Annotated in this window: 11 protein-coding genes; 9 read left to right on the forward strand and 2 right to left on the reverse strand. The window is 46.6% G+C overall.

What is annotated here, in order from left to right:
- Positions 1-10: 10 nt before the first annotated feature.
- Positions 11-283 carry a hypothetical protein gene (locus tag JOD82_RS12885; RefSeq protein WP_029515851.1) on the forward strand — a complete coding sequence of 91 codons (273 nt, stop codon included), beginning with the start codon at positions 11-13 and terminating at the stop codon, positions 281-283.
- 146 nt (positions 284-429) lie between these two features.
- Positions 430-1,446 carry a site-2 protease family protein gene (locus tag JOD82_RS12890; RefSeq protein WP_245249032.1) on the forward strand — a complete coding sequence of 339 codons (1,017 nt, stop codon included), beginning with the start codon at positions 430-432 and terminating at the stop codon, positions 1,444-1,446.
- Positions 1,447-1,599: 153 nt separating this feature from the next.
- Here JOD82_RS12890 and JOD82_RS12895 read toward each other — a convergent pair whose 3' ends face one another.
- A complete protein-coding gene (locus JOD82_RS12895; RefSeq protein WP_209949407.1) occupies positions 1,600-2,520 on the reverse strand; it encodes an AraC family transcriptional regulator in 921 nt (306 codons plus the stop codon).
- A gap of 295 nt (positions 2,521-2,815) precedes the next feature.
- On the opposite strand from JOD82_RS12895, the gene JOD82_RS12900 reads away from it, so the two are divergent.
- From JOD82_RS12900 to JOD82_RS12925, 6 genes are all read left to right on the forward strand, one after another.
- Positions 2,816-4,822, forward strand: coding sequence for a beta-galactosidase (locus JOD82_RS12900; RefSeq protein ID WP_165148306.1), 2,007 nt, complete (start codon positions 2,816-2,818; stop codon positions 4,820-4,822).
- Between the two features lie 132 nt (positions 4,823-4,954).
- Positions 4,955-6,754, forward strand: coding sequence for a sensor histidine kinase (locus tag JOD82_RS12905; RefSeq protein ID WP_209949409.1), 1,800 nt, complete (start codon positions 4,955-4,957; stop codon positions 6,752-6,754).
- On the forward strand, positions 6,751-7,818 hold the full coding sequence (locus JOD82_RS12910) for a response regulator transcription factor (RefSeq protein ID WP_029515846.1): 1,068 nt from the start codon (positions 6,751-6,753) through the stop codon (positions 7,816-7,818). The genes JOD82_RS12905 and JOD82_RS12910 overlap by 4 nt, the downstream gene beginning before the upstream one ends.
- Positions 7,819-8,037: 219 nt before the next feature.
- Entirely contained in the window at positions 8,038-9,318 is a 1,281-nt protein-coding gene (locus JOD82_RS12915; RefSeq protein ID WP_069010949.1) for an ABC transporter substrate-binding protein, read from the forward strand.
- A 38-nt stretch (positions 9,319-9,356) separates the two neighbouring features.
- Positions 9,357-10,241 carry a carbohydrate ABC transporter permease gene (locus tag JOD82_RS12920; RefSeq protein ID WP_029515844.1) on the forward strand — a complete coding sequence of 295 codons (885 nt, stop codon included), beginning with the start codon at positions 9,357-9,359 and terminating at the stop codon, positions 10,239-10,241.
- Positions 10,238-11,065: a carbohydrate ABC transporter permease gene (locus JOD82_RS12925; protein WP_209949411.1), complete on the forward strand. Its 828-nt coding sequence runs from the start codon at positions 10,238-10,240 to the stop codon at positions 11,063-11,065. The genes JOD82_RS12920 and JOD82_RS12925 overlap by 4 nt, the downstream gene beginning before the upstream one ends.
- A 407-nt stretch (positions 11,066-11,472) precedes the next feature.
- On the opposite strand, the gene JOD82_RS12930 is transcribed toward JOD82_RS12925, so the two are convergent.
- Entirely contained in the window at positions 11,473-11,871 is a 399-nt protein-coding gene (locus JOD82_RS12930; RefSeq protein WP_029515842.1) for a hypothetical protein, read from the reverse strand.
- A 172-nt stretch (positions 11,872-12,043) separates the two neighbouring features.
- Between JOD82_RS12930 and JOD82_RS12935 the strand changes: the two genes are divergently transcribed.
- Positions 12,044-13,090 (forward strand): hypothetical protein, encoded by a 1,047-nt coding sequence (locus JOD82_RS12935; RefSeq protein WP_069010951.1) that lies wholly within the window; start codon positions 12,044-12,046, stop codon positions 13,088-13,090.
- Positions 13,091-13,135: the final 45 nt, after the last annotated feature.

Below are 13,135 nucleotides of genomic sequence, written 5' to 3' on the forward strand. Positions count from 1 at the left end.
GGCCAGTAATTTGAACGGACAATTACGGGTCGAACTGGAAGAGCTATTGCTTGCCGAAAAGGAGCTGACCTGGCTACTCGCCAAACTTCGCACAGATGAACAAGCGGCACGTGTATTATATGGGCGTCTGCATGAATGGACTGGGCATTCGGCCAATGCTATCAGAGACCAAATTGAAGCTTTTTTTGTCGGGTTAACGAACAGAATTCATACTTTAGAGCAACAAAAGGCAGAGTTAATTCAGTATGTTGAATTGATGAAACGTACAGACGCTGTACAGTAATGAAGGTAGAGAAGTTTTTACAAGCTGCACATAGCAGGATACAATGGAAGTGTTAGAGAAAGGAGACGGATACTTTTGCAAAATGAAGAGAAAAAGACCATTCCAAATCCGGCTCATCCAAATGGTACCTTGGTAGTGCAGCAGCATTGCTTCTTCTGAAAGGCAAGTCGTTACTTGCCCTTTTAAAATTCAGTAAATTTGGCGGTGCGCTGATATCTATGGCGATAACGATTAGCACATATGCGATCATTTACCCGTGGGGATTTGCGGTCGGCTTCGTGTTGCTGTTGTTTGTACATGAGCTGGGACATGTATTGGCCGCCAAGCGCAAGGGGCTTCCCGTATCAGCACCATTATTTATTCCTTTTCTCGGTGCGCTGATCACCATGAAACGTCAACCTTTGGATGCGCAGACAGAGGCTTATGTGGCCATGGGCGGCCCGTTACTGGGGACGATTGGGGCTATGGCAGTATACGCAGGAGCCTATGCAACAGACAGTCCCCTGTTGTATGCGCTCTCGTATGTCGGCTTTTTCCTGAACCTGATCAACCTGCTGCCGATTCATCCGCTCGACGGAGGACGGATTTCCACGGCAGTGACGCGTTGGCTGTGGCTGGTGGGTCTATTGGGTGGAATTGTAGTCGTAGTATATTTAAAATCCTTTTTATTTTTCTTGATATGGGCGTTCTTTGCCTACGATTTGTACAAAAAATATGTTAAACGCAATAAAGAAGAGGCTAAGGTCCAATCCTTTTTGCAAAAGCCACTGGTGAACGTACAGCATCTGTATGAACAAGGATATCCGCTGCCTGGACCGGAGCACACGCGCAGATTATCTTTTAATACCTACTCGGATTTAGAGGGGCAGCAATATGTGACGGTGTATATGGAAAGTCTGGATGTGGAGCAGACACTTCTGCTGCCACAGCAGTGTCTTGTCCAGGATGTATGGCTGAACGGTGTGGAACATATACCGACGCCGGATGCGTACCAGCTCAGATTGCTGTGTGGGATTGATTATATTCCGTTTGAAAATGATAAGTATTACGAAGTACCCGCATCATCGCGCTGGAAATTCGGCATCGGTTACTTGGCTTTGGCCGTATTCCTGATGGGGATGATGTATGTGGTGCACCAGCATATAGGGGATATTAGGCTGTGATCCGAATGATGAGAGCTTGGTGAAGATTTTAGATCATTAAGGCAACGGTACAGCTTGTAGAAAATAGAGACAAAAGAGCGCGACAGCCGCAATATTCGGTGTCACGCTCTTTTTTTGGGTTGAATAACACGGTGGAGCCTTTGCTATCCGTCCTTATATCTTAATCCTTTGTTCATTAGTAATCGGTTTTAACGTTTGGCGGTATTTAAGTGGGCTGGTGCCTGTCCAGCGCTTGAACTGTCTGCTGAAATGAGCCAGACTGGAGTATCCGAGCAGGGAAGCTACCTTGTTGAGTGGTAGATTGGGCTGCTGGATCAACACCTTAGCTTCATGCAACTTGGTTTCCGATAGATAGTGACGTGGTGAATAGCCGTATACCTTGCGGAATACTTCCTGGGCATAGCCAGGACTGATCCCGAGAGAAGCCGCCACATCTTCAAGTCGGAACGCTTGCTCGCCAGATTCATCTTCCCGATAAGGCTTAAACCTCGATTGAATAGCTTCCATGATGGCCTTGGCATATTGAACGGATGAAGGCGCAATTCTGGGCTCCAAACTGGTAGATATCATTTGCGAGAATATCCCGAATAGCTCAAATAAGGCAATCTGCATGCGAAAACGGTCTGCTGTCGTATATTCTCCGCTTTCCCGCACCATGCCAATCCAGCTATGGACAACCTTTTGCAGCTTGGCATTCGTTTCAGTACCCGCCGGAAAAAAGAGCTGATTGCTTTTAATCATTTCCTGACGGAATAATGGATCATCGACATTAAAATGAGAGCTAAAATAGTACATGCCGTTTGGGGAAACACACTGACTCACATGTTTAAAACCCGGCGGAATGATTAAAATATCACCTTCTCCAACCGAATATACGTTATTTTCCATAATCGTTTCCTGACGACCTTCTAAAATGAGTGCAATTTCAAAACCGATATGAGATTCCTCCGGCATGCACCAATCCGCTTGGACCCGGTGAATATGGGCGCCAAAAAATTTCACATTCCAGTCAATAATGGGCAGCCATTGGCAATCATGAAATAGAGATGGATCAACATCAGGATTTAATATCATCAGATCACCTTCGATTAGGGCAAATTTTACACCGCTTAGACAATCTCATTGTATCTAACATTTAACTATAATAAAAGAGCGCTTACAAATACTATTGTATAAGCTTTTATATAAAAGAAAGTGCTTATATATAGACATTTTGAAAGTGATGCGGATTATGTTGACATATCTGTTTCAATTATCAGTACTCTATTTGTACTAGCCCGTATATGGAATGCACTTAGTGCTCCGATCATCGGAGTGGCTGGAATCGAATTTTGCAAAATCCTGATGAACCTAATTGGAGGACGACTTGATGAAAAAGCTACTGTACGGTGTTGCCTATTATGATGAATATATGCCATATGACCGTTTGGACCAGGATATCCAAATGATGAAGGATGCGGGCATCAACGTGGTGCGGATTGCGGAATCCACCTGGAGTACGCATGAACCGCAAAATGGCGTGTTTGATTTTACTTCTGTGGATCGGGTGCTGGACGCCATGCATAAGGCGGGCATTGAAGCCATTGTGGGGACGCCCACCTATGCCGTACCCACGTGGCTGGTGAAGGAGCATCCTGATGTATTGGCGACAACGCCTCAAGGGCCGGGCAAATATGGTGCTCGCCAGATTATGGACATTACGAACCCGGTGTACCTGTTTCATGCCGAGCGAATCATACGCAAGCTGATCGGACGGGTGAGTCAGCATCCGGCGGTCATTGGCTTTCAGACGGATAATGAGACCAAGCATTACAACACGAGTGGGCCTAATGTGCAATTGCAATTTGTAAAGTACCTGCGAGAGCGGTTCGAATCGCTGGAGGAGCTAAACCGCAAATTTGGTCTGGACTATTGGAGTAATCGCATCAATAGCTGGGAGGACTTTCCTTCAGTGGTCGGAACGATTAATGGAAGTTTGGGCGCAGCCTTTTCCCAATTCCAGCGCAAGCTGGTGACGGACTTTCTGGCATGGCAGGTCGCGCTGGTGAAGGAATATAAGCGGGAGGACCAATTTATTACGCAAAACTTTGATTTTGAATGGAGAGGTCATTCCTTTGGTGTTCAGCCAGACGTGGATCACTTTGCGGCATCGCAAGCCTTTGATGTGACTGGGGTGGATATTTACCATCCATCACAGGATGACCTGACTGGTATTGAAATTTCCTTCGGTGGCGATGTGGCACGTTCGACGAAAAATAACAACTATCTAGTGCTAGAAACGGAAGCGCAGGCTTTTACCCACTGGGTTCCCTATCCGGGGCAATTGCGTCTGCAAGCGTTCAGCCATCTGGCTTCAGGGGCCAATATGGTGGCATACTGGCACTGGCATTCCATCCATAATTCCTTCGAAACCTACTGGAAGGGTCTGCTGAGCCATGATTTTGAGCCGAATCCAGTGTATGAGGAAGCACAGACCATAGGGAAGGATTTTGCAAGATTGTCTCCGCATTTGGTCAACTTGAAAAAAAAAAATAAAACGGCGATTCTGGTCAGCAACGAAGCATTGACGTCAATTGACTGGTTTAAATTTAATATGAGTAGTCCGTTGAATTACAATGACATCGTACGTCGTTTGTATGACGAGTTGTATAAACTGAATATCGGGACAGATATTGTTCATCCAGGTACAGAATCGTTTGACGACTATGATCTCTTGATCGTCCCGGTTCTCTATTCTGCCCCAGATGCACTACTGGAGAAGCTGAACCGATATGTGGAAAAAGGTGGTCATGTAGTATACACATTCCGAAGCGGATTTACCAACGAGCATGTGCAGGTGAGAACGTCCCGACAGCCGGGCGTGATTAGCGAAGCCTGCGGCATTCATTACAGCTTGTTCGTGGAGCCGAAGAAAGTGACGCTTAAGAATAATCCTTTTGGGGTGGCACCAGAGGACAATCAGGTAGATACGTGGATGGAGCTGATTACCCCGACGACCGCCGAAGTATTGGCCTATTACGATCACCCGCATTGGGGCAAATATGCAGCAATTACGCAAAACCGCTATGGTCAGGGAACAGCGACCTATATCGGCTGTATCGTCAGCCCGGCGGTCATCCGCGAACTATTCAGCTCTGTAGCCAAAAAGGCAGGAGTATGGGGACTGGATCAGGAAACGTCTTATCCGATCATTGTTAAATCCGGCACGAATGAGCTAGGACGGACAATCCGGTACTATTTTAACTATTCTGAACAAGCAGGCTCGGTGGTCTATCCGCATGGAGACGGCAAGGAGCTGATTGGGGAGCATGCGGTTACCCAAGGAGAAACGCTTCCATTAGAGCCTTGGGGTGTTATAATTATCGAAGAAGCGTAAATGATGAATAATGAGCTGAAACCAACTTACGAATAATATCATATAGGTTTTCCCCGGGAGTATCCGGTACATGAAGCGCCCCTGCGAATTGCGGGGCGTTTTCGCATATGGCTGAAAGAGGAGTGCATCGCTATGCCAACCCGAGCAGTTCGCTGGTTCCGGGCGCTGACGGCCCCGTATCGACGTAGCATTCAGCTCAAGCTGATCTTGACGATGGTTGTTTTGTCTGTGCTGCCGGTCATTGCTGTCACGGTGCTGGCTGCGGAGAAAAGCAGAGCTTCCATGGAAACGGAAGTGGTAGAGACGAACATGTCCAATATGAAATGGACGGGGATCTATATCAGCGATCAGCTAGATCGTCTGAATCATCTGATTTACAGCATTCAGATCAGTCCTGATCTGAGCGATTATTTGAATGAGCGCGAGCCTGACAATCTTTCAAGCCAATTTAATGCCCAGCGAAAAATGCTGAATACGATGGCGAATGTGTATTATTCGGCCGGAAGTCATGTGATCGGCATCCAGCTTTATTCGAAGCAATCGCAAACCTTGTTTACCTTCAATAGCATGCAAAATGAAATTACGACGGTGAGCGGTATTCCCCCACAGTATGCCGAGATGTGGCAAGCGAATAAGGATTATTTGATTCGCCCAAGCTCTACTGACCCGGAACGCTTTACTCTGACGCGCAGTATTCGGCGTTTTGAAGACCAAAAGCAGACGGGAGCTATTTCTTTGGATGTATTGTGGTCTCAATTCGATCAGACGCTGGGCCTGCTGGGACGAGGGGATCAGCATCAAGTGTTGATTACAGATGCAGATGGCAGGGTTATGTATCCAGCACAGGCTCTTCAGTCGCCTCCTCCTGCAGGAGTGCTGACAGCTCTGCGTGACGTTAAGCCGGGCCCCGGGATGATTCAAACTGCTGAACATTATGTGTTCTATAATGATCTGGATGTAGTTGGGCTGAAGCTGGTCAAAATCGTACCCACTTCCTCCATTAACCACAGCGCCTTTTCAACGATGCTGTATGGTATCATCGTCGGCGTGATTTCAATCCTGGTTTCCATCTGCATTGCCGTTTTCATCGCATGGCGGACTGCACGTCCGATTGTTCATTTGGCACGTTCCGTACAGGAGCTGGATATGATCAAAGGACCGGTTGGACAGCCAAGTACACGTCCGGATGAGATAGGACTGCTGGAAAGAAGTCTGCATGGGATGGCAGGCCGAATCCGCGAGCATATCCAGACGGAATACAGTATCAATTTGCAAAAAAAGACGGCTGAATTGAAAGCGCTCCAGGCACAGATTCATCCACATTTTCTGCAAAATACACTGCAAATGATCGGGAGTATGGTATTTTCTCAAAAGCCGGAGGACACCTATGAAGTTATTCGGTCGCTGAGTGAGATGTTCCGTTACGTGGTACGGGAGCCTCAGGATTTGGCCTCTTTACGCGCAGAGCTCGACCATGTAGGGCATTATATGCGCATCCAACAACGTCGATTTCCACAAAGATTAGTGTTTCAGGTGGATACGGAAGAACAGGCGATGGATATTCGTCTGCCTAAGCTATCGCTTCAGCCATTGTTAGAAAACGCGTTTCAGCACGGTCTTGACCGTAAGGCAGGGGCATGGCGAATGGGAATTCGAGTGGAGATTATGAGAGAAGATGTGTGTATTACGGTTTGCGATAATGGAAACGGCATGACCCCGGACAAGCTGGAAAAGGTACGGGCAAAGCTGGAAAAAGCGTCGGAGGAACCGATCTGGGCGCAGGGTAGTCATATCGGATTGAGCAATGTGTCTTCACGCATACGGATGAATTTTGGAGTGCACTACGGAGTGATGATAGATAGTGAGCAGGGTGTTGGTACACGTGTTACCATCCGCATTCCATTCATCTCAGCAGAGGAGGGAAAAGTATGATCAGAGTATTAATTGTGGACGATGAGCCGTGGAATCGCGATATTCTGAAGACATTTGGCACATGGGAAAAACTCGGAATGTTGGTAGTGGGTGAGGCTGAGGACGGAGACGAGGCGTTCAGACTAGTCGGGGAGTTAGCTCCCCATATTGTGATTACGGATATGCACATGCCGGGTGCGGACGGAGTGGAGCTGCTGCAAGCGCTAAATAACCATTGTCCTGATGTAAAAATCATTGTCGTGAGCGGATATGATGACTTTGCGTATGCCAAACATGCCATCCGTTACAAGGCCGTCGATTATTTGTTAAAGCCAGTCAATCCTGCCGAGCTGAATGCAGTGTTGCTCAAATGCAAAAACGATCTGGAGGTCAAGGCTGCTGAACAGCAGCAAGAAGCGACGGAGCTGGATTATGAGTTTTTTCACAAGCTGACCCGGTATAAGCAACTGCTGCGTCTTTATTTTAATGAGTTGAACTGTGACGGGGTGAACCTAACCTGCAGACAGGTTATGCAGGAGCTGGAGAGTTATGGAGCGCCGAGTCCACCTATGCTAGGCAGGCTAGTGCAGGAGCTTCTTTCCCTGCTGAAAGAGCTGGCAGCGGATAACGGGCTGGATACTTCTACGGCAAAGGCAGGATCTCTACTGTCGCAGGATGCCGTATCCTCTGTAGAACATGCGTTGGAATTCGTATCGTCGTGCTATGTTCAGGAACTGGATCAGCTCATTCGGCAGCGGAAATACAAAAACAAGCTGAATTTAGAAGAGGTACGGCGATATATCGACAGTCACTTTGCTGGGCCGATTACACTGGAGCAGTTGGCGAAAAACTTTTTTGTGAGCAAGGAGTATATGAGCAAGGTATTTAAGCAGGAGTATGGTCAAAATGTAACGGACTATATTGTAGCGCGAAGAATGGAAAAGGCGCGAGAATGGCTGGTCAATAAACAGGTTTCAATTAAAGCAGTTGCGGAGATGGCAGGATATGAGGATGTGTCTTATTTCTATCGGGTATTTAAAAAGCATTTTGGCATGGCACCCGGTGAAATGAGGAAGGAAGTTTAAAAAAGTCCAATCCAATAAGCTAAGGGTGTCCAATGGCAGAAGTGACCTCCTATTCTATAATGAAAGCGTATACAAAACAAGCAGTACAAAGGAATTTGGCCTTTAGGAAGTTCGCACAGAGCTGAATAGAGGTTGAAGACCGGCGGCATAGCTGCTTTGAATAACAACTGATTTGCCGGTGGGTAGCAGTTATTTTCAAAATAGGGGAGGTCATTTTTTATGAAAATGTGGAAAGGTGTATTGAGCACAATGCTGGTTGGCACGTTATTGGCCGGGTGTGGAGCGAATTCTTCAGGCAGTGACAGCAGCGGTTCCGGTGGAGACGGCAAAACGGTGAATCTCAAAATGTTTATTGCTCAGCCCCGTTTGAAGGAGCACTACGATAAATACATTAATGCGTTCGTAGCGAAAGAGAAGAAAGATAAAAATATCGACGTTACGGTTCAACTGGAGATGCCGCCTGCGGACAACGCTGCACAAATTTTGAAGACAAGACTCGCATCCAACGATGCGCCGGACGTATTTGCATTGCACGCGGTGAATGAAATCCCTCCGTTTTATAAAGCGGGCTATTTGGAGGATTTGTCCGGTCAGCCTTTTGTTAACAAATTGATGGATAGTGTGAAGCCTTCGGTAACAACCAAAGACGGAAAGGTCGTAGCGGTTCCTTTGGAGACGATCTCATGGGGCTACTTGTACAATAAAAAGATATTTAAGGATTTGGATTTGCAGCCGCCGGGAACGTTAACCGAAATGAAGGCAGTGGTCGAGAAGCTGAAAGCGAATAATGTGAAACCGTTCCTGTTGTCCTACAAGGAATCCTGGATTCCACAGCTGTTCGTGCCGCTGACAGCGGGTGCGATGATGAACACACAGAATAAGGATTTTATCGACCGGATGAATCAGGATAAAGGCTCTTTTTCCGAAATGAAGAGCATGTTCGATATTATTGATCTGGTGAATAGCAACGGTACGGACAAGGCGCTGGAAATCGGTGGGGATGATGGATCGGCTGCGTTTGCCTCGGGTAAAGCGGCGATGTGGATTCAGGGACCGTGGTTTGCAGAAACGATTTTAAAATCGGATCCGAAGATGGATTTTGGGGTAGCACCGTTGCCGATCAATGACGATCCGAATGCGACATTGATCAATTTGTCCACTTCGACTTCGCTGGCTGTATCCTCTACAAGCAAGAATAAGGAGGTTGCGCTCGATTTTGTTAACTATGTGCTGGATGACAAGGATTCCAGTGCGTTCTATGAAGCATTGAAATTTAACCCGATCTCCAAAGTGCATACGTTTAAAAGCTATCCTTGGGTTAACGACGCTACCGAATATGTAAAAGCGGGCAAGTCGTACCAAGATCCATCGATCCCGCAAGCGGTCAAGGACGAGGCAGGGAAATCGCTACAATCCTATTATGCTGGTCAGCTCTCGCAGGATGACGTCATTAAGGCGCTGGATAAGGCATGGAAATCGTATAACAAAGTGAATAAGTAACGGTAACCTACAGAATTACACCAGGAGGGAGAGACTCCATGCCTTTTAAAATCTATAAAAAATACGTCATGCTACTGGCGTTTACAGCCCCGGCGCTGATCTTTTACGCCATCTTCCTGCTCATTCCAACGATCAGCGGCATGTACTACAGCTTTACAGACTGGAACGGATTGAATCCCAATTACAGCTTTATCGGCTTGGGGAACTTTGTGGAATCGTTGAAAGAAGACCCCGATTTTCTCAATTCCCTTTGGTTTACCCTTAAATACGTATTCGTCATGATTGTGCTGCAAAATGTACTGGCGTTGGCACTGGCAGTGTTGATTGAGTCGCGTACACGTACCAAAGGATTTTTCCGGACGATATTTTTTATGCCCAATATGATCAGTACCATTATTAGCGCATTTATGTGGACATTCGTTTTTTCCTCCGTGCTGCCACAGATCGCCGAAAAGACGGCTATCGCCTTTTTGGGCCAATCGTGGCTGGGCGATCCGAAAGTATCTTTCTTCGCTATTATTATCGTGTCGCTCTGGAATGGTGTCGGTTATATGATGATCATCTATCTGGCTGCGCTTCAAGGCGTGCCACAAAGCTTGAAGGAAGCTGCGATTATTGACGGGGCGAACGCATTTCAGACATTGCGAAGTGTGACGATGCCGATGATTACTCATGCGATTACGATCTGTTTCTTCCTGACGCTGAATGGTGCCTTCAAGGTGTATGAGGTCGTATACGGACTGACTGGCGGGGGGCCGGGGCGCAGTACACAGGTGATTACAATGAACATTTATGAGGAGGCGTTCTCCAACAACTTCCGTTATGGTTATGCGAGTGCCAAATCTGTTATTTTGTTCGCGATTGTTCTCATTTTCACCCTGATTCAACTGCGTGTCATGAAGAAGAGGGAGGTGGAGGCATGAGGTTGAAGAAAGCCAATTCCTTGCTGATTACGCTGATTTTGTGCGTGGGCGCAGTCGTGTCCTTCTTCCCGATCTACATGGCGGTAATTAATTCGTTTAAAACACAGGGTGAGATGTTTGCATCCTTTACAGTGCTGCCAACAAAGCTTCATTTTGAAAATTACAGTCAGGCTTTTCATCAGACTCATTTGCTGAACAGCGCTCTGAATTCCACGATTATTTCTTTTATCGGCATTGGTGGCATTGTGATCTGTTCGGCGCTGGCAGGCTACAAGCTGTCTCGTACACAGGGGAAACTGAGCAGTGCGATTTTCTTCCTATTTGTCGCATCGATGCTGGTGCCGTTTCACTCCATTATGATACCGCTTACACGAATGGCAAAAGATTTGTCCGTTCAGGGCAGTACGTACGGCTTGGCCCTGATCTATATCGGCTTGGGTGTGAATATGGCGATCTTTTTGTATCATGGATTTGTCAAATCCATCCCGCGTGAGCTGGAAGAATCCGCACAAATGGACGGTTGTAATGAGTTTCAGACGTTCTTTCGCATTATATTTCCTTTGCTGCTGCCGATTACAGTTACTATCGCGATTTTGGATTTCTTGTGGATTTGGAATGACTTTTTACTTCCATTGTTGATGTTGACGGATGTGAACCATTACACCCTGATTCTCTCGACCAATATGCTGTTTGGAGAGTACAACAAGGAATGGTCGCTTATTCTGGCCGCACTCGTGCTGACCTCCATCCCGGTTATCCTAATCTATGCATTCTTTCAGAAATTCATTATGGAAGGAATCGCGGAGGGAGCGGTTAAGGGATAAGGTGGAAAGCCTTCCTATCAATAAGGAAGGCTTTTTCTCTGATTCAGCTTTTTTCGCGCCAACGTTTCAATAAAAAGATAGGAAGGGTTACAAACAAAATTGCAAAGGCTACAATGATCCACCACTGAGGGTCAATGATATACAACACGACTCCGATCAGCAGAACTGTTGTTATTATGGAAATTCTCACTTTCAACATTGTTCTCTTACTCACCCTAGCTTCTAATTTTGGCAGCGTTATGAGGGTGATTGCAGTTAACGCAGCAAAAAATGTTGAGGTAAATGAATTATAGATAATATCAGCTCCTTAATCTAATTACCCACCCAGGAATGTTCGGAATTAATGTGATAAAACAGAAACCCTCCGCTGAGAAAGGCTTTTGTTTTGGAACGACGCACATCCAACGTTACTTCGAGAAAATACTTATAATAAAAAATAAAAGCGAAATGATGATCAAAGTTAGATATATACTAGAAACCCGTTTTCCGATTGTAGCTCCAAACTCTTTAGGATTTTTATATCCAATGATTAAACTGGGAATAAAAAAAATACTGGATAGATAAATGGTGTAGTGAAACCTAGTATTATCGACAGGATTGGACCATGCGGACAATCCAAAAAAGGAAAGCAACTGGTCTCCCAATATGTAATCGCCAAATTCAAAAGAAACAGCCATGCCAAGAAGAGATAACAGCAGTGAAAGTGATCCCCAGCCTACTTTTTTTCTGTTTTTTCTCAACAATTCAAAGATAATTAGTAAAATTGCAATTGCTTGTATGCTGTATGTCAACATGATTGAAAACATAAAGTACCTCCTTGAACATCAGAATCAAATGATAAGATGTCAATTTCGGAAATAAGTGTACCATTTTATGGTATGTTTTCATATGCTTTTCAATACAGCGATCGTAGATCAAATGGAACGCGAAGCGGCCTTAGCCATACAATATTTCATCTGAATGTAAAAGGAGATGATCATGTTGGCTACCTTCTCGGCCGCGCTTCAAGTGAAAAAGCGGATGGCCAAGCGAGTCTTAAAAATGTCCGGTGTCCACGGCATTGGCGTAGGATACAGGGACCCTGCCCATCCCAAAAGGGGAGCCGCTGTCATTGTGTACACGGACCGTTTAGCGTCGGCCTCTACTGGACTCCTGTCGGCCACCGCATTAGGAAAGAAAACAAACGTTCCAGTCCGAATTGTAAAGACTGGAAAGATCAGAGCCAATGCTACGGACTACAGAGTGCGCATACGCCCGGTCATCGCCGGCTACAGTGTCGGGACGATTGAAGGCTCCGGTACAACCGGACTCATCGTCGCCCCAACTGGAGCGCCGGCTACACGTTATCTTTTTAGCAACAACCATGTCCTCAATCCCTCCAATACAGACAATCGGGAGGCTACAATTCAGCCAGGCGGAGCCGATGGGGGGACGGTTGCTCAGGATCGTATAGGACGGCTATATCGTTACGTGCGCTTGAATCCTACCGGAACGAACCTGATTGATGGGGCGCTTTCGCTTCCGACCCGTAACAACCTGCTCAATCCGCGTTATGCCACAGTAGGAGCGATTCCGGGTCATGTGACCGCTTATCGCATAGGGGATAGGTTGAAGAAGGTAGGGCGTACGACCGGGCGGGTCAATGGCACGGTAGAGTCCGTCTATACGGACCTGCAAATCAATTATGGTGGAGAGTTGGGCTTACTGACCTTCGAAGATCAGACAGTTATTAGAGGTACGACTCCTGTATCACTACCCGGGGATTCTGGCTCTGTATGGCTCAGACAGTCTGATAATTATGCAGCTGCGGTTAATTATGCAGGCACGGCAGATGGTCGCTTATCCATAGCCTTTCCAGTGCAGTGGGCCATGCAGGTATTCAACACACGAGTAGCCCGACCCAGCGGGGCAGGCAGGGTGCTGAGGGTAGATACAGGGTCTTCCCCTCGCTCCTATACTAGACAACTCACCAGTGAGGAACTCGCTCGCTTAAGACCAAGAACGACACGTATTAGACGAAGCTAATTGATCTATAGATGGAATAGCTGCCGCTGATTACTTTGGTAAAGT

Origin of the sequence: Paenibacillus sp. 1182, assembly GCF_017833915.1 — a bacterium.
GTDB classification, from domain to species: domain Bacteria; phylum Bacillota; class Bacilli; order Paenibacillales; family Paenibacillaceae; genus Paenibacillus; species Paenibacillus polymyxa_D.

Bases quoted from the DNA above. Each gene is read 5' to 3' on its own strand.
- JOD82_RS12895 (WP_209949407.1), bottom strand. From the start codon at position 2,520: ATGATATTAAATCCTGATGTTGATCCATCTCTATTTCATGATTGCCAA.
- JOD82_RS12900 (WP_165148306.1), top strand. From the start codon at position 2,816: ATGAAAAAGCTACTGTACGGTGTTGCCTATTATGATGAATATATGCCA.
- JOD82_RS12905 (WP_209949409.1), top strand. From the start codon at position 4,955: ATGCCAACCCGAGCAGTTCGCTGGTTCCGGGCGCTGACGGCCCCGTAT.
- JOD82_RS12910 (WP_029515846.1), top strand. From the start codon at position 6,751: ATGATCAGAGTATTAATTGTGGACGATGAGCCGTGGAATCGCGATATT.
- JOD82_RS12915 (WP_069010949.1), top strand. From the start codon at position 8,038: ATGAAAATGTGGAAAGGTGTATTGAGCACAATGCTGGTTGGCACGTTA.
- JOD82_RS12920 (WP_029515844.1), top strand. From the start codon at position 9,357: ATGCCTTTTAAAATCTATAAAAAATACGTCATGCTACTGGCGTTTACA.
- JOD82_RS12925 (WP_209949411.1), top strand. From the start codon at position 10,238: ATGAGGTTGAAGAAAGCCAATTCCTTGCTGATTACGCTGATTTTGTGC.
- JOD82_RS12930 (WP_029515842.1), bottom strand. From the start codon at position 11,871: ATGTTTTCAATCATGTTGACATACAGCATACAAGCAATTGCAATTTTA.
- JOD82_RS12935 (WP_069010951.1), top strand. From the start codon at position 12,044: ATGTTGGCTACCTTCTCGGCCGCGCTTCAAGTGAAAAAGCGGATGGCC.